Annotated in this window: 18 protein-coding genes; 10 read left to right on the forward strand and 8 right to left on the reverse strand. The window is 68.7% G+C overall.

Features of this window, described 5'->3' with window-relative positions:
• The first annotated feature begins 25 nt into the window (after nucleotides 1-25).
• Complete coding sequence (locus tag FDA38_RS21230; RefSeq protein WP_137255847.1) at nucleotides 26-1,024, forward strand: LacI family DNA-binding transcriptional regulator; 999 nt, start codon at nucleotides 26-28, stop codon at nucleotides 1,022-1,024.
• On the opposite strand, the gene FDA38_RS21235 is transcribed toward FDA38_RS21230, so the two are convergent.
• Entirely contained in the window at nucleotides 1,021-2,163 is a 1,143-nt protein-coding gene (locus FDA38_RS21235; RefSeq protein WP_137255848.1) for an FAD-dependent oxidoreductase, read from the reverse strand. The two genes, FDA38_RS21230 and FDA38_RS21235, sit on opposite strands and share 4 nt — an antisense overlap.
• 94 nt (nucleotides 2,164-2,257) lie before the next feature.
• On the opposite strand from FDA38_RS21235, the gene FDA38_RS21240 reads away from it, so the two are divergent.
• Nucleotides 2,258-2,818 carry a TetR/AcrR family transcriptional regulator gene (locus FDA38_RS21240; RefSeq protein WP_137255849.1) on the forward strand — a complete coding sequence of 187 codons (561 nt, stop codon included), beginning with the start codon at nucleotides 2,258-2,260 and terminating at the stop codon, nucleotides 2,816-2,818.
• On the opposite strand, the gene FDA38_RS21245 is transcribed toward FDA38_RS21240, so the two are convergent.
• The 3 genes from FDA38_RS21245 to FDA38_RS21255 all read right to left on the reverse strand — a co-directional run bounded on the left by FDA38_RS21245 (nucleotide 2,785) and on the right by FDA38_RS21255 (nucleotide 6,589).
• Nucleotides 2,785-3,561: a sugar phosphate isomerase/epimerase family protein gene (locus tag FDA38_RS21245; RefSeq protein WP_137255850.1), complete on the reverse strand. Its 777-nt coding sequence runs from the start codon at nucleotides 3,559-3,561 to the stop codon at nucleotides 2,785-2,787. The two genes, FDA38_RS21240 and FDA38_RS21245, sit on opposite strands and share 34 nt — an antisense overlap.
• A gap of 12 nt (nucleotides 3,562-3,573) precedes the next feature.
• Nucleotides 3,574-5,655 (reverse strand): DUF4328 domain-containing protein, encoded by a 2,082-nt coding sequence (locus FDA38_RS21250; protein ID WP_137255851.1) that lies wholly within the window; start codon nucleotides 5,653-5,655, stop codon nucleotides 3,574-3,576.
• A 208-nt stretch (nucleotides 5,656-5,863) separates the two neighbouring features.
• Nucleotides 5,864-6,589, reverse strand: a complete 726-nt coding sequence (locus FDA38_RS21255) for a DUF4328 domain-containing protein (protein WP_137255852.1) — start codon at nucleotides 6,587-6,589, stop codon at nucleotides 5,864-5,866.
• A 109-nt stretch (nucleotides 6,590-6,698) separates the two neighbouring features.
• On the opposite strand from FDA38_RS21255, the gene FDA38_RS21260 reads away from it, so the two are divergent.
• Both FDA38_RS21260 and FDA38_RS21265 read left to right on the forward strand, forming a co-directional pair.
• Complete coding sequence (locus tag FDA38_RS21260) at nucleotides 6,699-7,172, forward strand: methylated-DNA--[protein]-cysteine S-methyltransferase (RefSeq protein WP_137255853.1); 474 nt, start codon at nucleotides 6,699-6,701, stop codon at nucleotides 7,170-7,172.
• Between the two features lie 120 nt (nucleotides 7,173-7,292).
• Nucleotides 7,293-7,604, forward strand: a complete 312-nt coding sequence (locus tag FDA38_RS21265) for a hypothetical protein (protein WP_137255854.1) — start codon at nucleotides 7,293-7,295, stop codon at nucleotides 7,602-7,604.
• A 61-nt stretch (nucleotides 7,605-7,665) separates the two neighbouring features.
• On the opposite strand, the gene FDA38_RS21270 is transcribed toward FDA38_RS21265, so the two are convergent.
• Entirely contained in the window at nucleotides 7,666-8,511 is an 846-nt protein-coding gene (locus FDA38_RS21270) for a hypothetical protein (RefSeq protein WP_137255855.1), read from the reverse strand.
• 262 nt (nucleotides 8,512-8,773) lie between these two features.
• Between FDA38_RS21270 and FDA38_RS21275 the strand changes: the two genes are divergently transcribed.
• The 4 genes from FDA38_RS21275 to FDA38_RS21290 all read left to right on the forward strand — a co-directional run bounded on the left by FDA38_RS21275 (nucleotide 8,774) and on the right by FDA38_RS21290 (nucleotide 12,271).
• Nucleotides 8,774-9,316 (forward strand): peptidylprolyl isomerase, encoded by a 543-nt coding sequence (locus FDA38_RS21275; protein WP_134106408.1) that lies wholly within the window; start codon nucleotides 8,774-8,776, stop codon nucleotides 9,314-9,316.
• A gap of 227 nt (nucleotides 9,317-9,543) precedes the next feature.
• A complete protein-coding gene (locus FDA38_RS21280; protein ID WP_137255857.1) occupies nucleotides 9,544-10,287 on the forward strand; it encodes a rhomboid family intramembrane serine protease in 744 nt (247 codons plus the stop codon).
• Nucleotides 10,288-10,601: 314 nt separating this feature from the next.
• The gene (locus tag FDA38_RS21285; RefSeq protein ID WP_202877774.1) at nucleotides 10,602-11,549 is read left to right on the forward strand and encodes an ABC transporter ATP-binding protein; all 948 of its coding nucleotides are present in this window, start codon (nucleotides 10,602-10,604) and stop codon (nucleotides 11,547-11,549) included.
• Nucleotides 11,546-12,271, forward strand: a complete 726-nt coding sequence (locus FDA38_RS21290) for an ABC transporter permease (protein ID WP_137255858.1) — start codon at nucleotides 11,546-11,548, stop codon at nucleotides 12,269-12,271. The genes FDA38_RS21285 and FDA38_RS21290 overlap by 4 nt, the downstream gene beginning before the upstream one ends.
• Here the strand turns inward: FDA38_RS21290 and FDA38_RS21295 are convergent.
• From FDA38_RS21295 to FDA38_RS21305, 3 genes are read right to left on the reverse strand one after another with little or no spacing between them, the layout of a single operon-like run.
• Complete coding sequence (locus tag FDA38_RS21295) at nucleotides 12,268-13,272, reverse strand: S-adenosylmethionine:tRNA ribosyltransferase-isomerase (protein WP_137255859.1); 1,005 nt, start codon at nucleotides 13,270-13,272, stop codon at nucleotides 12,268-12,270. The genes FDA38_RS21290 and FDA38_RS21295 overlap by 4 nt on opposite strands.
• Nucleotides 13,269-13,988 (reverse strand): SDR family NAD(P)-dependent oxidoreductase, encoded by a 720-nt coding sequence (locus FDA38_RS21300; RefSeq protein ID WP_137255860.1) that lies wholly within the window; start codon nucleotides 13,986-13,988, stop codon nucleotides 13,269-13,271. The genes FDA38_RS21295 and FDA38_RS21300 overlap by 4 nt, the downstream gene beginning before the upstream one ends.
• A gap of 45 nt (nucleotides 13,989-14,033) precedes the next feature.
• Nucleotides 14,034-15,587, reverse strand: a complete 1,554-nt coding sequence (locus FDA38_RS21305) for an FAD-binding oxidoreductase (protein WP_137255861.1) — start codon at nucleotides 15,585-15,587, stop codon at nucleotides 14,034-14,036.
• A gap of 118 nt (nucleotides 15,588-15,705) precedes the next feature.
• Here FDA38_RS21305 and FDA38_RS21310 point away from each other — a divergent pair, with 118 nt between their 5' ends.
• Nucleotides 15,706-16,326 (forward strand): TetR/AcrR family transcriptional regulator, encoded by a 621-nt coding sequence (locus tag FDA38_RS21310; RefSeq protein ID WP_137255862.1) that lies wholly within the window; start codon nucleotides 15,706-15,708, stop codon nucleotides 16,324-16,326.
• On the forward strand, nucleotides 16,323-17,855 hold the full coding sequence (locus tag FDA38_RS21315; RefSeq protein ID WP_137255863.1) for a glycerol-3-phosphate dehydrogenase/oxidase: 1,533 nt from the start codon (nucleotides 16,323-16,325) through the stop codon (nucleotides 17,853-17,855). The genes FDA38_RS21310 and FDA38_RS21315 overlap by 4 nt, the downstream gene beginning before the upstream one ends.
• The last annotated feature ends 14 nt before the right edge of the window (nucleotides 17,856-17,869 follow it).

The following is a 17,869-nucleotide window of genomic DNA, read 5'->3' on the forward strand; positions in this document are numbered from 1 at the left end:
AGGCCGGTGACTGGAGGTTCTCGGGATGGCGACCAGGCTGAGTGATGTGGCCGCACGGGCCGGCGTTTCGGTGAAGACCGTCTCGAACGTGATCAACGACTACCCGCACATCACCGCGCGGACCCGAGCCAAGGTCGAGGCCGCGATCGCCGCTCTCGACTACCGGCCGAACGTCAGCGCGCGCTCCCTGCGCAAGGGCCGCTCGGACTTCATCGCGCTGGCGATCCCGGAGATGGCCTCGCCGTACTTCGCCGAGCTGGGTGCCGAGATCAGCCGGGCCGCCAAGCGCCGCGGGATCACCGTGCTGATCGACCAGACCGAGGGCGAGGCCGCGGCCGAGAAGTTCGTGCTGGACGGGATGCGCGGGCAACTGATCGACGGCATCATCTTCTCCCCGATCACCACCGTGCCGGCCAAGCTGACCGTCGCCGACACCGGGAAGCCGCTGGTCCTGCTCGGCGAGCGCCCGGCCGGCGGCCAGTTCGACCGTGTCGCGGTCGACTCGGTGCAGGCGTCCTGCGACGCCACCACGCATCTGATCGCGATCGGACGACGGCGGATCGCGGCCATTGGCGTCGGCGGGACGAGCACCGGAGCGGTACGACGGAAGGGGTACCGGAAGGCGCTCAAGGCGGCCGGTCTGCCGCACGACCCCGCGCTCGAGCTCGCCGGGACCGGGTACCACCGCGAGGACGGCGCGGCATCGATGCGCGAACTATTGGCGCTACCGGAGCCACCCGACGCGGTCTTCTGCTTCAACGACCTACTGGCGCTCGGCGCACTGCGGACGCTGGCCGACGCCGGGCTGCGCGTACCGCAGGACGTCGCCGTGGTCGGCTTCGACGACATCGAGGACGGCCGCTACCACTCGCCGACGTTGACCACGGTCTCGCCGGACAAGGAGTGGCTGGCCGACAACGCGGTCGCCCTGCTCCTGGACCGCATCGCCGGAAACGGTGAGGCCACCCACCGCGACCTCACCGTCCCGTACACCCTGCAGATCCGCGAATCGACTGCCGGCTAGCGCTCCGGGATGCCGGCGAGCTGCTTGGCCAGTCCGGTCTGTGCCTTGCCGACCCGACCAGCCAGACCGAGTACGGCGTTCCGCACCGGACGGATCGCCCGTGGGACGTTGGCCAGCCGAGTCAGGCGGTGCGCGAGGCCGATGACCCGGACCGCCTCCGCACGGCTGTTCTTGGCGTAGGTATCGAGACCGGAGTCGTCACCGGCCAGTGCCGCCGACAGTGCGTCTGCCAGTACGACGGCGTCGCGGAGGCCGAGGTTCATGCCCTGACCGCCTGCCGGGCTGTGCGTGTGCGCAGCGTCGCCTGCGAGCAGCACGCGACCGGACCGGTACTCGTCCGCCACCCGCTCGTGGATCCGGAAGCGTGAACCCCAGACCAGCTCGGTCACCTTCGGGTGCCCGCCGCGCGGACCGCGGTCGTCCACCAGGTCCTGCGCGAACGCGATGTCCGGGTGCTCCGGCGCATCGTGCACCTCAGCGACCAGGCGGAAGCTCCCGTCCGGCAACGGCGCAACGACGAGCAGTCCGGCCGCAGCGAAGTACAGTCCGACCTCGTCGGTCGGCAGGCCGCGGTCGACGCGGATGTCGACCAGGCTCAGCGACAGCTCCAGCGTGTTGCCCGGCATCCGCAGTCCGGCCAGCTCGCGGATCGTGCTGTTCATGCCGTCGGCGGCCACGACGTACTGCGCCTGGATCACGTCGCCGTTGTCGAGCGTGACCTCTGCACCGTCGGGGGTCTGCAGCAGCCCGGTCGCGGCGTACGGGCGGAGGACCGAACCGCCGAGCTCCTCGAGCCGATCGAGCAGCACCTGCTCGGTGACCGGCTGCGGGATCATCGTGACAAACGGGTACTGCGTCGGCAGGTCCTCGAAGCCGACCGGGATCAGCTTGCGGTCGCCGGCCCGGATCGAGAAGTCTTCCAGCTCCAGCCCGCGATCCACGAGCTGCTTGGTCACACCGAGCGGCTCCAGCACCTCCAGCGTCCTCGGGTGGATCACGCACGCCCGGGAGGTGTTGGTGCCCTCGGCCTGCTTGTCGATCACCACCACGTTGTGCCCGTGCAGCCGGAGTCCGACCGCCACCGCGAGCCCGACCGGACCCGCTCCCACCACTACGACCTCTGCATTCCGCGGAGTCATCGTCGCTCCTTCCAACCCTTTATCAACGCTTGTTGACTTTTACGGTAGAACGGCGGTTGGCAAAAGTCAACAACCGTTGGCATATGCTGGGGGTATGGCGGAGAAGAAGTCGGACCGGACCCGGGCGTCGATCCTGGCCGCGGCGCGGGAGCGGTTCGGCGCGGACGGGTACGAGCGCGCCACGATCCGGGCGATCGCGGCCGACGCGGCGATCGATCCGGCGATGGTGATGCGGTACTACGGCAGCAAGGAGAAGCTGTTCGCGGCGGCAGCGGAGTTCGACGTTCGGCTGCCGGATCTGACCGACGTACCGGTGGAGCAGGCCGGTGAGGTGCTCGTCCGCCATCTGGTCGAGCGGTGGGAGGAGGACGACACGCTCAAGGTCCTGCTGCGGAACGCGGTCACCAACGAGGCCGCGGCCGAGCGGATGCGGCAGGTGTTCAGCGCGCAGCTCGCGCCGGCGATCCAGCGGGCGTCAGTGGACCAGCCGGCCGTGCGAGCGGGGTTGATCTCGACGCAGGCACTCGGCTTCGCGCTCTGCCGCTACATCCTGGAACTACGGCCGGTCGTGGCCATGTCCGTCGACGAGGTGGTGGCCTGGCTCGGCCCGACCATCACGCGCTACTTGACGTCGCCGTCGCCCAGCCAGGTGTGAACGGCGGGGAGTGTCTCCGCCAGCGACGGCAGCTGCGGGTGCCACTTGAGCTCCCACTCCAGTGAGAGCGGGTAGTCGGTCCCGTCGAGGACCTGCAGCAGCTCCTGGATCGGGAAGTCGCCGGCGTCGATCGCCACCGGGCGGTAGTCCTGCTGCGAGTCGGCCTGCTTGAACTGCACGACGTCGACCCACGGCTTCAGCAACGCGAACGACTCGGCCAGCGTCTCGCCGTGCGACCAGGTGTGCGAGCTGTCCCAGATCGCCTTCACGTTGTGGCCGGGTGCGTCGGCGTCGAGCAGCGCGCAGAACGCGGCGACCTGCCGGGCGGTCGAGTGCGAGTCGTGCGTCTCCAGCAGGATCGGGACATCCCGAGGTGCGCGCGTGACCCGGTCGAGGGCGCGGATCTCGCCGGCGCTCGGGGATTCCGTCGTACCGGGGTCATCTCCGGGGAAGACGCGGACGCCGCGGGCGCCGAGGTCTCCGGCCAGCTCGAGATGGGCTTCGAGGGGCTGTTCCTCGACCGCGCAGAGCTTCACGTAGCTGCTGACCGCGAAGATCTCCAGGCCGGCGTCCTCGATCCGGGTCCGCAGCTCACGCCGCTCGGCCGCGGTCAGGCCGGTGTGGGTGAACTCGTCCGGCGCGGCCCGCAGTTCGAGGCCGGTGAACTTGTTGCCCTGGGCAAGCTTCAGGACGTCGTCGAGCGGAGCTCCGGGACAACCGAGAGTGGCGAAACCTAAGCGCATACAGCTATCAGATCAGACCCAGCGGCCACGGCGCGGCTGCGTGCGTGGCGGGGTCGGCTGCTCGGGGTCCTCGGTCGGCTGCTGCTGCTGCTCGTACGAGTACGGCGTCTGCTGCTGGTACTCGGTCTGCTCCGGCTCCGGCGAGTACTGCGAACCGTACGACTCCGACGCGTAGTTCGGGCTGTACGTCTCGTAGGACTCGGTGCTCGTGTACTCCGACCCGGTGTTGTTGCTGTAGGCGTCGTACTCGTAGTTGGTCGAGCTGTAGCTGTTGCTGCTGTACTCCGTGCTGTACGGCGAGTAGTCCGAGCTGTACGACGACGGCTCGTAGCTCGTGTACTCGTCGTTGTTGGACGAGTACGTCGGCTCCGGACCGTACGACGGGACCGGCGGGAGCGGCTTCGACGGGGTCAGGAAGTCGTCCTGCTCCTCCTGGTAGCTGGGAGCCGGGGCCGGCTCGTAGTACCCGGAGGACGCCGACACGTGCGACGACGGCTGCGTGTGCTCGGACTGGCCGTAGACGCTGTGGTCGGAGTACGACGAGTAGCTGGTGTGCTCGGACTCCACAGGGTGCGCGGAGTGGCTCCCGACGGCCGGCTGGATCGCCGACGGGCTGTCGACCGCGACCCGAGCGGCCCGGCGTCCGGCGCGCGCAACTGGCGCGGGCTCAGGCTCGGGTGCGGTCTGCGCCTCCACGGGGGAGGACGTGTAGTCGGTCTCGTACGAGTACGGCTCGGAGTAGCGCGCGGCCCACGGCTCCTCCGCGGCGGGCTGCTGGGGCTGCTGCGGCTGGTACGCGTACGGGTCGGGCTGGACGACGGTCATCGGCGCGGCCTCGTCGAGCCAGCTGCTCGTCGTACTCGTCGTACCCAGCACGTCGTCATTGCTGCTGTAGTCGCTCCAGGACGGCGACTCGTACGTCGTCTCCGCGGCCGGCTTCTCGTCCCGCCAGGACTCGATCGGGCTGAACTGCTCGGTCGCCGGACCGGCGTCGTTGTCCTGCCAGTTCTCGACGACCGGAGCGAACGGGCTCCACTTCGGCGGCTCCTCGACGACCGGGTCACCGGCGAACGCGGCCGGTGCGGCGGCACCGTCGCCCGGGAAGCCCTGCGGCGCGGGCTGTGCCGGCGCGGTCGGGGCGAACGGGCTCGGCGCGGGCGCCTGCGGAGCGAACGGGCTGCCGACCTGGGCCTGGGGACCGCCGGCCATCTGCAGCTGCGGCTGCGGCTCGCGGACCAGACCCATCGACGGCGACGCGGCGATCGGCTCGGAGATCGCGGGCTGCTCGTCGGTGTCGTCGTTGGCGTACGACGGAACCTGGGTCACCTCGTACGACGGGACGGCGCTCAGCTTCGGCGCCTGGTCCCACCACGGCACCCAGCTGCGGGTGGTCTGCATGTGGTTGATCTTGCGGATCACCATCGTCGCGGCCACCGCGGAGACAGCGGTCAGCACGAGCGACGCCGTACCGGCCAGGGCGATCCCGCGGAGCGAGCCGACGGTCGCTTCCATCCACATCAGGAACCGGCGTACCACCACGTCGAACGCGAGAGCGCCGATCCAGGCCACCCACCACACCGAGGTGAGGCCGGGAGTTCTGAACCGGCGCAGGTCGTCCGCGTACACAGGGGTCTTCGGGTCGCTGGCGAGCCAGACGTCGTCGACGATCTGCTTCGGATACCAGAGGTTCGGGCCGGGGCAGAACCAGCTCGCCAGCACCCAGCCGTGGCTGCGGCGGTGGTCGGCCTGGCAGAACACCTCGGAGTTCACCCGGGCCCGCCAGAGCCAGATGACGAAGACGACCGCGGCGGCGACCGAGATGACCACGTTCGGGATCGCGGTGACCTTGGCGATGGCGTCGGCGCGGTTGAGATCCGCGTCGTCGACGTTCGGCATCCCGCCGAGGTAGCGGTGGACGACGGAGTACGTGTTCCAGTCCGACCAGGTGGACAGCAGGTGAGTGACCGTCGATGCGCCGAGCAGTCCGATGGCGATCTTCCCGACCGTCCCGACCTGCTGGAACTCTTCAGCCGCGTGCGGCTGCCACTCTTCCTGATCGTCGACAGCAGTCAATAATGCCTGCGGGTGGCTCACGTCTCGCGTCCCTCGCGTCGCTGGAACTCCGTCGTCTGTTCGGCGCTTCGGCCAGGTCCTGCCCCCGCATGACCGAGCCACATTGATACCACGAAGTAGGTACGCCAAGGGAGTCGGCCCCAGCACGGAGGGTGTCGACTTAACGTGTTCTTTTCGTACGCCCATCACCATTGGTAACGAGGCATTGGACAGGGCGTGACGGTTTGGTTTACCGCGCAGGAGGTTGGTAGCCGTTGTGCGGTGTCCCGACCGCCCACCACGGCACCCATGGCCGCACGCTCTGCAGTTCGTCGATCCGCTGGATCAGGATCACCGCGAGCACGGCCGCGCCGGTGGTGAACAGCGCTGAGACGGAGGACAGTATGACGTTCGTCCGCAGGTCCCCGAGCTGCGACGCGCCGGCAAGAACACCTCTTTGCACGATGTTTCCGGTGACCAGTCCGATCACCCAGGTGATCCACCAGGCCCAGACCAGCTGCGTGCCCGGGATCTCCTTCAGCGTCGGGGTGTGCGGGTCGGTCCGCGGGTCGCTGGCCGCGACGATGTCGTCGACGACCTGCTTGGGGTACCAGAGGTTCACCACCGGGACGAGCCAGCAGCCGAGCACCCAGCCGCGGGTGAAGCGGTGCTGGCCGCGGCAGAACATCTCCGCGTTCCACCGGACCCGCCAGAGCCAGATGATGAAGACCGCCGCGGCCGCGAACAGCGCGAGCGCGGAGATGATGCCGAGCGAGCCGGAGATCAGGTCGGCCTCGTCCAGTTTGTCCGGGTCCGCGCCGTACGTCTTGAGGGTGCGGTACGAGTACCAATCCGACCATGCGGTCGCCCACGCGGTGACCGTGACCAGTCCGATCAGGATCGACGCGCTGACGCCCATCGGCCGCTCCGAACTGAACCACCGGTCCAGCGGTACTTGTGACGCCTGGCTCGGCATGGATCACACATAGCACAACACCGCGTGACCGGGCGAGAACATCACGTTGTCATCGGTCGGTGGCGCATTTCCGCCAGAAACTGTCGGTGGCCGGCGGGAGGATGGTGGCATGCGCTGGTCCGTGATCGATTCGCCCATCGGCGAGCTGACCCTCGCGGTCGACGACACCGGGCTGTGCCGGCTGCATTTCGGTGGGGCCGACCGCCCGGTCGACACCGACCCGCTGCTGACCGAGGCCGCCGAGCAACTGAAGGCGTACTTCGCCGGCGAGCTGCAGGAGTTCACGCTGCCGCTGTCCGTCCGCGGCGGCTCCGACTTCGAGCGCGCGGTCTGGACCCAGCTGACCCGAATTCCGTACGGCGAGATGCAGACGTACGGCGACGTCGCGAAGATCGTCGGTGATGTCGGCGCGGCCCGCGCGGTCGGGACGGCCTGCAACCGGAACCCGATCGCGATCGTGGTGCCCTGCCACCGGGTCGTCGGCGCCGGCGGCAAGATGGTCGGCTTCGGCGGCGGGATCCCGACCAAGCGTCATCTGCTCGAGCTCGAGGCGCGGGTCACGCTCGAGACGCTGTGGACCTGAGACCTGACGAAGATCTGACACTCGTTCGGGGCCGATCGGGGCGCGGTGGGAGTGCTGGGGCACTAACGTTTGAAGCGACTGATTTAAGGCGTCCTCCCACCTGCCTTGGAAGACATACAAATGAACAAAGACCGCACCACTGACCACCTCCACCCCGACCTCAGTGCCCTGATGGACAAGAGCGCCGAGGATTGGTCGGCCCCCGAGATCCAGGACGCTGCTCGCGCGGCGCTGAAGATGCATGCTCCGGACCGGGAGCCGATGACCTGGATCAGGCGCTTCAAGGTCGTTCCCTGGCTGCACCGCAACGACGCGGTCTGCCTGAGCTGCGGCGGCACGTACCCGTGCATCACCCATCGGTACGCCACCCAGCTGCTGTCCGCCGGCCGCTACACGATCGCGAAGACCGACGCGGAACCGCAGCCGAACTGACTGCTGACAGACGAAGGTCCCGCACCCTGCCGGGTGCGGGACCTTCGCCGTTGCGGTGGAGTCAGGACTCGGTGGGCTTGGACTCGGTCGAGCCCGTCGACTTCCTGGTGGTGGTCTTCTTCACGGCGCCGTTCGACGCGGCCTTCACCTCGTCCTTGGCCTCGTCGGCCTTGGCGTCCGGCTTCGTGTCCGGCTTGGTCTCCGGCTTCGTCTCGGCCTTCGGGGCTTCCGGCTTCGCGGCTTCCGGCTTGGTGTCGGTCTTGCCGTTGGAGTCGGTCTTGCCGTTCGACGACGTGGCCGACATGGACGTGTCGGCCGGGCGGGACGTCGTACCGGCCGGGGCGGAGCTGTAGTCGCGACCGCTGGTCGGCGTGGACTGCCAGGCCGGCTCCGGCGGGGTCAGCAGCTTCTTGACGGCTGCTGCCGCGAGCGCACCGAGGCCCAGGAACAGCACCACGTTGCGGAGCTTGTGGCTCTTCTTCGGCACCTCGAGCTCGCCCTTGAGCGCGGCCTTGGTGGCCTTGCCCCGGCGGGCGGTCTCCTCGACGACCGGCTCGGCGGCGGCCGCGAGGGTCGCCAGCGCTGCGGTCACCTTCGGCAGTACGTCGTCGTTCAGCCTGCCGCGGGCCTTCTCGGCCGCGTGCTCGGTGGCCGGGCCGACCTTGGCGAGGGCGTCGTCGAGCACCGGACCGGCCTTCTCGACCGCCTGGTGGGCAAGGTGTGCGCCCCGCTCGACGGCCTTCTCGGCGTACGGCGACACCTTCTCCCGTGCGGTGCCCACAGCCGGTCCGAGGTGATCCCGGACCTGGCCGACGGCCGGTCCGAGCTTCTCCGACGCCGACTCGGCGAGTGGCCGGACCCGGTCCTTCGCGACCTCGACCCGGCCCTTGGACTTCCTCAAACCCACGGTTCCCTCCTCGGTGCCACCCGCCCCAGCGGACAGCTCTCCCGCCCATCGGCGACATGGGCAATTTCCGGTTACGGCTCTGGACAAATCCGGCTGCATCTGCATCGTACGACGTCACAACCCGATAACCCTGTGCCCCACCCCACCTTTCCCACACATCAACCGCCCGATGGGAGCGAGGGGCGGGTTGTTTCCTCTGTTCTTGAACCGGCATGACAGGATCGAGTGTGTAATCCGCATTTTCCGACTAGGAGTGACTCCCGTGGCCGAAGAGCTCTACGCAACCCTGCAGACGAACAAGGGCGACGTCGTCATCAGGTTGTTCCCGAACCACGCGCCGGCGACGGTGAGCAACTTCGTCGGCCTGGCCGACGGCAGCAAGGAGTGGACCGACCCGCAGACCGGTCAGCCGACCAACAAGCCGTTCTACGACGGCCTCACCTTCCACCGGGTGATCGACGGGTTCATGATCCAGGGCGGCTGCCCGCTCGGCACCGGCACCGGCACGCCGGGGTACCAGTTCGACGACGAGATCCACCCGGAGCTCCAGTTCGACCGTCCGTACCTGCTCGCGATGGCCAACGCCGGCATCCAGTACGGTCACGGCACCAACGGCTCGCAGTTCTTCGTCACGGTCGTGCCGACCCCGCACCTGAACCGCAAGCACACGATCTTCGGTGAGGTCGCCGACGACGAGTCGAAGAAGGTCGTCGACGCGATCGCCACCGCCGACACCGCCCCCGGCGACCGGCCGCTCGAGCCGATCGTCATCAACAAGGTCGTCATCGAGCGCAAGAACGCCTAGTGTCCAGCAAGCGCTCCAGCTCGAGTGATAGCGGTGTCCGGGTGCGTGCATCGCGGTGCTTGGTCAGTGGCCTCGATGCGGAGCATCGTGGGCGCTGGCCAAGTGCCGCGAGGTGCGTGGCCGGGCGCCGCTAGCGCCGAGCTGGGGCGCTTGCTGGACACTCAACTTTCCCGCGGGGCCGCCGGTACGCCGTCGGCCCCGCAGCTTCCTGGGGAGGACGCACCCGCGTGACCGACACCGTCTGCTACCGGCACCCGGATCGGCCCGCCGGGGTGCGCTGCCAGCGCTGCGACCGGCCGATCTGCCCGTCCTGCATGAACAGCGCCGCCGTCGGCTTCCAGTGCCCGAACTGCTTCAACGAGGGAGTCCGCTCGGTCCCACGGACCAGGACCTCGCTCGGCGGCATCCAGCGCGCCAACCAGAGCATCGTCACGTACACGATCATGGCGCTGAACGTGCTGGTGTTCATCGCCGTACACGTCGGCAGCCCGCGGATCCTGCAGGACCTGGTGATGGTGCCGGTGCTGACGGAGAGCGAGCCGTGGCGGCTGCTCACGTCGGCGTTCACCCACGTGCAGATCTTCCACATCTTCTCGAACCTGTTCATGCTCTGGCAGCTCGGTCCGCCGCTCGAGCACATGCTGGGCCGGCTCCGCTTCACGGTCCTGTACCTGTTGTCCGCGCTCGGCGGCAGCATCGCGGTGTGGCTCCTCGCCGCTCCCGGTTCGGCAACCCTCGGCGCATCCGGTGCCGTCCTCGGCCTGGTCGGCGCCCTGCTGGTGATCAGCCGCGCCCGCGGGCTCGATATCACCTGGATCATCGCGTACGTCGCGATCACCGCCGTACTGTCCTTCGCCATCCCCAACGTCTCCTGGCAAGGCCACCTCGGCGGCTTCATCGTCGGCGCCGCACTGGCGTGGATCTTCCTCCAACTCTCCAACCACAAACGCCGCAACAAACAAGCGGCCTAGGCCACAAAATCTGTTCGGTTGGGTTAAAGGGGATGACAGGTGGGGGGAAGTACTCGTCTAATCAGGTGACGTCCCGACGGGGGACCGAAATGGTTAGGACAGTTCATGAGCCCACGTGCGGTGGACAAGCGAGCGCGGCCCGGTAACGAACGACATCCGTTCGTGCGGCCGGCGGAGTCGCAGAGTTGGATCAGTTCGCTCGAGCGTGAGCCCGGCCGGAAAGCCCCGGAACGCCGGGCCAACGAGGCGGTTGCCGTAACCCGATCGCGCTGAGCCGGGTACGAATTCGCGCCGCCGGTGGAATCATGGACGGTATGGACGCCATGTCGACCGGACCGGCGCTGTCGGCCGATCGGCTGAGCAAGCGCTTCGGCGGGCGGGTGGCGTTCGAGGACGTCTCGTTCGAGATCGGGTACGGCGAGGTGTTCGGCTTTCTCGGACCGAACGGCGCCGGCAAGACCACGACCGTACGCACCCTGGGCACGCTCCTCGCGCCGACGTCCGGCACGGCTACCGTCGCCGGACTTCCACTCACCCCGGACAACGGCGTCGAGATCCGCCGGCGCATCTCGATCATGCCGGAGTCACCCGGCCTGTACCTCCGCCTGACCGTCCTCGAGAACCTGCGCTGTTTCGCCGACCTGTACCAGGTGCCCGAGGCAACCAACCGCATCGACCAAGTGCTCGGCGCCGTACGCCTCACCGACCGGGCCAACGATCCGTGCGGCGCCCTCTCGAAGGGCCTTCGGCAGCGGGTCGCGCTGGCACGCGCCCTGCTCAACGACCCGCAAGTGCTCTTCCTCGACGAACCGACCTCCGGACTCGACCCGGTCGCGGCCCGCGGCGTACACGATCTGATCGACGAACTCCGTCAGCGCGGCGTCACGATCTTCCTCACCACCCACCGACTGGACGAAGCCGAACGCCTCTGCGACCGCGTAGCCATCCTCAACACGACCCTCCGCACCATCGGCCGCCCAGACCAGTTACGCGACGAGCTCTTCGCCCGCACCCTCACCGTCCGTACGGCGTCCCGCCTCGCCGCACCCGACCGCGTCTTCCTCGACATCGCCGGCGTCACCAACTGGCACGAAGACACGCCCTCGACGTACGTGCTGACAGTGGCGGATCCGGCGCTGGCGGCGCCGGCCGTCACCCGCGCGCTGGTCAAGGCCGACGCGGACGTGCTGTCGATCAGCCCCTCGCACCATTCGCTCGAAGACGTCTACCTCGAGCTCGTCGCGAACGACGTACCGGCATGAGCGTCAACACCAGGCTGGTCCGCGCGATCGTCACCAAGGAACTCCGCGAGTTCCGGCGGAACCGATCCATGGTCGTTGGGATGGCCATCATTCCGATCGTCTTCTCGATCCAGCCCCTGGTCGCCGTCTTCACGCTGACGTCATCGGCCTCGGAGCCACTACGTCACGAACACGTTCTGCTCTACATGCTCGGCATCCCGGCCCTCGTGCCGTCCCTGGTCGCCTCGTACTCCGTGGTCGGCGAACGCGAGCAGGGAACGCTCGAGCCGCTGCTCACCACCCCGATCCGCCGCGAGGAGCTGCTGCTCGGCAAGGCCCTCGCCACGTTCGTCCCCGCCGGCATCGTCGCGTACGCCGTCTTCGCCCTGTTCCTGATCTGCGTCGAACTCTTCGCTCAGCCCGGTGTAGCTGCGGCGCTGATCCATCCGTCCGACGTGGTCGCCCAAGTGGTCTTCACACCACTGCTGGCCGGGTGGTCGATCTGGGTCGCCATAGTGATCTCCACCCGCTCGAACGACATCCGAGTGGCTCAGCAGCTCTCCACCGTCGCCAGCCTGCCGTCCGTAGCGGTAGCTGTCCTGATCGCGCTCAACGTCATCGAGGTATCCCTGCTGACAGCCGTCATCGCCGCAGCTGTTCTGATCGTGTTGAACCGCATCGGCTGGCGCGCCGCCTCGGCCCTCTTCGATCGCGAACGCCTGATCACCGGAACGAAGGCCTAACCCCTCAGCAACAGACAGCTGTCGCCGAACTCGTGCCAGAGATAGTTCTCCTGTACGGCGGCGTCGTACGCGCGCTGCACCAACTCCGTGCCGACAACCGACTCCAGCAGAAGCAGATGCGACGCCTCAGGCGCATGCCAGCCCGTAATCAGCCCGTCGACGACGCGCGGCGGCCGGTCCGGGCTGAGGACCAGGTCGGTCCACCCCTGCGACGCGTCTACTGCCCCGTCCGCCGCCGACTCGATCGCTCTGACAGCAGTGGTACCCACGGCGATGACCCGTCCGCCGTTTGCCTTGACCCAGTTGACCAAACGGGCCGTGTGCGCAGGTACGTCGTACCGCTCAGGTTGTGGCGGCTCGTGGCTCTCCAGCGAGGAGACGCCGCAGTGCAAGAGGATCGGCGCGATCAGTACGCCCTGCGACGCCAGATGGCTCACCAGCTCGAAGCTGAACGGCCTGGCCGCGCTAGGCATCTCCGCACTGCCCGGCTCGCGCGCAAAGACAGTCTGGTACGCCGCCAGCGGCCACCGCTTGCCGACGTAGTCATAGGTGATCGGACGCCCGTGCCACTGCAGATAGCCGAGTACGTCGGGCACCGGCGGCCTAGCGATCCACAGCCGATTGCTCTCCGACTGGTACGGCGCCAGCAGCGTCAGCACGCCCTCCGGCAACTCGACCTGCTGTCCAGCAGCACCGTCGAACTTCGGTGAGCCACCGTCGCGCAGCTCGACCACCCAGGTGCCGTCGTCGAGTGCGGAGGAGAAGTGCACGGTGACCGACGTACCGTCGACGGCCGCGGGCAGTGTGCCGGAAGTGTTGACCAGCAACAGGTCTCCGGGCCGGAGGTGCTCGCCGATCCGGTCGAAGCGGCTGTGCGTGATGGTCGATCCCTCCGCGACCAGCAGCTTCACCTGGTCCCGCCGCAGGCCGCGGGCCTCCGGTGGTTCGCCGGCGTTCAGCGCGTCCGGTAGGACGAACCTCGTGTGTGGGTGCACTTTCACGGCGTCACCGCCGGCGCGAACTCGGCCGCTCGGTACCGCCCGCTCTCCGGTCGGGTGTCCAGCAACTTCAGGAACGCCGGTACGACGGTCGCCGGCTCCGGCCGATCCGAGATGTCCTCGCCCGGGAACGCAGCCTGGTGCATCGCAGTACGCAGATCGCCTGGATCGACGGCGTACACGGACAGCGTGGGGTGCTCGGCCGCCAGTACTCGCGTCGTGTGGTCCAGTGCGGCCTTGGCCGAGCCATAGCCGCCCCAGGTCTCGTAGGCCTCCACTGCGGCGTCGGAGCTGATGTTGATCAGCACTCCGGACGCTGCGGTGAGTGCGGGCAGCAATGCCTGTGTCAGCGCGATCGGTGCGAGTACGTCGACCTCGTACACGCGACGCAGTTCGTCGAGGTCGGCTGCCGCGATTGCCTGCAGCGGGCTGGGGCCGAGGTAGCTGGCGTTGTTGATGAGGAGGTCCAGCCGGCCGAGCTGGTTCGCCACGTCGACCAGGTCGAAGCGGTGCTCGGGGTCGGTGACGTCGCCGGCCAGCGGTACGACGTCGGTGCGGTCGGCGAGGGCATCGGCCGCGTCCTTCAGCGGACCGGCGCCGCGGGCGTCGATGACCAGCGTCCAGCCACGGTCGGCAAGCCCATGTGCGAGCGCGAGTCCGAGCCCGGCGGATGCCCCGGTGATCAGCGCGACAGGACGGTTCGAGGATTCAGGAGTCATGCCGACACCGTCATACTTCAAGGAAGCTTGAAGTCAAGGGTGGTGTTAGATGAGGATGCCCGGGTTGAGGACGCCGTCCGGGTCGAAGGTGTGCTTGACGGCCCGCAGGGCTTCGACCGCAAGCGATCCGATCTCCGCGTGGTACGCCGCACGGTGATCGGTGCCGACGCCGTGATGGTGGGAGATCGTGCCGCCGGCGTCGGCGATCGCCTGGTTGGCGGCGTACTTCGCGGTGCGCCATTGCTCGACCGGGTCGTCGGACTGGGCGCAGACGACGGTGAAGTAGAGGGAGGCGCCGGTCTCGTACACGTGGGAGATGTGGCAGAGGACCAGCGGCGGGGTTGCGCTCAGTGCGCCAACGAGAGCTTCGGTGACTGCGGTCTTCAGCGCGGGGATACGGGACCAGAAGGCGGCGGTCTCGAGGGTTTCCACGAGGGCGCCTTCGTCGAGGAGTGGGTCGCGGAGGTACGGCGCGCGGTAGCGGCCGGTGCGCCAGGTTTCACCGGGTCCTTCGCCGAGGTTCTCGCCGCCGGCTGCGGTCAGGACGTCTGCGGTCGCCTGGTTGTACGGGCCGTCGAAGCCGATGATCGCGAGCACTCCGCCGGATCCGCCGCCGAGTACGTCGGGGTCGGCGAGGTTCACCGCGGTTTCTATCTCGTCTGACAAGCGGAGGACTGTGGGCAGCGGACCGTCCTGCGCGAGACGTCGTACGGCGGTGAGGCCGGCGTCGAAGCTCTCGAACCGCCAGCCTTCGAAGTGGCGCTCGGTCGGTCGCGGGCGGATGCGGACGACGACCGAGGTGATGATGCCGAAGGCGCCTTCGGAGCCGAGGATCAGTTGACGGAGGTCCGGGCCTGCGGCGGACATGGGTGCTCGGCCGAGCTCGACGGTGCCGCGGGGGGTGGCGAGGGTGAGGCCGACGACCATCTGGTCGAAGCGGCCGTAGCCGGCCGAGGACTGGCCGCTGGAGCGTGCTGCTGCGTAGCCGCCGATGGAGGCGCCTTCGTACGACTGAGGGAAGTGGCCGAGGGTGTAGCCGCGGTCGGCGAGCAGGCGCTCGGCGGCGGGACCGCGTACGCCGGCTTGCAGGGTGGCTGTCCGGGATACCTCGTCGAGGTCGAGTAGTTGGTCGAGGCGACGGAGGTCGACAGTGACGAAGCGGCGGGTCGCAGCGAGGCCGCCGACGACGGAGGTGCCACCGGAGTACGGGACGACGGCCAGGTCGTGCTCGGCGCAGCCCGCGAGCAAAGCAGCCACCTCGTCGTGCGACGCGGGGTAGACGACGGCGTCAGGCATGTCTGAGGTGTCTCCGGCGCGGAACCGCAGCAGGTCGGTCGTCGAGTAGCCCCTGGTGTGCGCCCACCGAGTCTCCAGGTCAGAGGCGACGTGCTCAGCTCCTACAACCGAGCTGAGGAACGCGAGCTGCGCGCCGGTCAGCTCAGGTCGTTCAGCTGGTGCGGGGCGCGGCGCTGGGGTTGGGCGGTGGACGCCTAGGTGCTTCAGCGCCTCCAGGGCTGCGGCGGGGACCTCCACGTGGTACGCCGGGTCGCCCCAGCGGCCGGGCGTGAGTTGTGCCACCGGGAGGTCTGATTCGGTCATCGGTGGCTGCCTTTCCGCCGTCTTGCGAGGTAGCGTCCAGGGGAGGTGGAACCCCCTGGCTCCCACCTCCCCTGGACAGTTCCGGGATGCCCGAGTCGCTGATACACTCTGACATGTGATGTCTCAGCGTAGCAGCGAACCAGAGCAGGAGACCAGCGCCCGTCCCACGCCTGCGAACGCGATCGGCGAGGAGCGGATCCTGGACGCGGCGTACGAGTTGCTGCTGGCGATCGGGATGCGCCGGATGACGATGGCCGACATCGCCCGGCACGCGGAGGTCTCCCGCGCGACCCTCTACCGCCGCTGGCCGAACGTGCAGGCCGTGGTCGCCGCCCTGATGACGCGCGAGTGGACCATCGCGCTCGTCTCCGCGTTCCAGCCCGATGCCGCCGACGGCCGCGCGCGCCTGGTCGAGGGTGTGGTCGAGGTGGTCGCGAAGACCCGAGTCCACCCGTTGATGCGCAAGATCATCGAGCTCGACCCCGAGTTCCTCACGCCGTACCTGCTGGAGCGTCGCGGCAGCAGCACGGTCGCGCATCTCGCGCTGGTCGAGGAGGGCATCCGCCAGGGGCAGGCCGACGGCTCGATCCGCGAGGGCGATCCGGTCTGGCTGGCGCGGCAGATCATCCTCGTCTCGCTCGCGTCCGCGGTGTCCGGGCCGGTGATGGCGGAGAAGGACGAGTACACGAAGCTCGACGAGGAGCTGCGCGCGATGCTCACCAGGTACTTACAGCCATGATCACCGTGGGCAACGCGAGTCTCAACGGCGTCCGCCGTGCGCGTGAGCTCGCCTCGCTGAAGGCCGTGGACGTGCTCGTCATCGGCGGCGGGGTAACCGGTGCCGGCGTCGCGCTGGACGCGGCCGCCCGCGGACTCAGTGTTGCCCTGGTGGAGAAGCACGACCTGGCCTTCGGCACCAGCCGGTGGAGTTCCAAACTCGTCCACGGCGGCCTTCGGTACCTTGCGTCCGGTCATGTCGGGATCGCGTACGAGAGCGCCGTCGAGCGCGGCATCCTGATGAAGACGACCGCACCGCACCTGGTTCACCCGATCCCGCAGATCGCGCCCTGGTTGCCGCAGGCAAAGTTCGCCCAGGCCGCACTGCTGCGGTCGGCGTTCCTCGGCGGAGACGTACTCCGTACGTTCGCGCGCACCAGCGACGACTACCTGCCGCACTCCCGCCGGGTCAGCTCGGCCGAGATCCTCCGCTACGCGCCGACGCTCAAACCCGAGGGCATGCGCGGCGGCTTCCTGACCTGGGACGGCCAGTTGTACGACGACGCCCGGCTGGTCGTCGCGATCGCGCGGACCGCGGCGCAGTACGGCGCTCGCATCCTGACCAGGGTCGCCGCCACCGAGGTGACCGGGCGCGGCGCCGTCCTGGTCGACCAGCTGACCGGCGAGCAACTGACCGTGGATGCCCGGATGGTGATCAACGCCACCGGGATCTGGGCGGATCAAGTTGCCTCCGGCATCAAACTCCGACCGAGCCGCGGGACCCATCTCGTACTGCCGCAGTCCGTCTTCGGCGGCCTGTCCGCTGTCCTCACCGTCCCCGTCCCGGGCGAGCTCCGCCGCGTGGTGATGGCGATCCCCGCACCCGACGACCGGGTGTACGTCGGCCTGACCGACGAGGACGCGCCCGGCCCGGTGAACGACGTACCCCACGCGACCGAGGCCGAGATCGACTTCCTGCTCAACACGATCAGCTCCGCCGTCCAGCAGCCGGTGACCCGAGCGGATCTGCTCGGCACGTACGCCGGGCTGCGCCCCCTGCTCGACACAGGCCACCACAAGGGCGAGGACAAGACCGCCGACATCTCCCGCCGGCATGCGGTGATCACCAGCCCGGACGGTGTGGTCACGATCGTCGGCGGCAAGCTGACGACGTACCGCCGGATGGCGCAGGACGTCCTCGACAAGGCGATCGAGCAGTCGTCGATCGACGTACGCCGGCCCTGCGAGACGCACCGGATCCCGCTCGTCGGTGCGGCCGACCGGGTGCGCCTGGCCGCGGTCAAGGCGCCGGCGCGGTTCGTGCAGCGGTACGGCGTCGAGGCGCCGCAGGTGATCGCCGGTCCGCCGGAGTTCCAGCAGCCGATCGCGCCGGGGCTGCGCACGACGTACGCCGAGCTGCGATTCGCCGTCCGGCACGAGGGTGCGCTGACCGAGGACGACGTACTCGACCGGCGGACGCGGATCGGGTTGTCGGCCGCGGATCGGGAGCTGGCGTTGCCCGCAGTACGGGAGACTTTCGCCGCGGTCTGAGTCGGGTGTGGGTT

Origin of the sequence: Kribbella jiaozuonensis, from assembly GCF_005233875.1 — a bacterium.
Classification (GTDB): Bacteria; Actinomycetota; Actinomycetes; order Propionibacteriales; family Kribbellaceae; genus Kribbella; species Kribbella jiaozuonensis.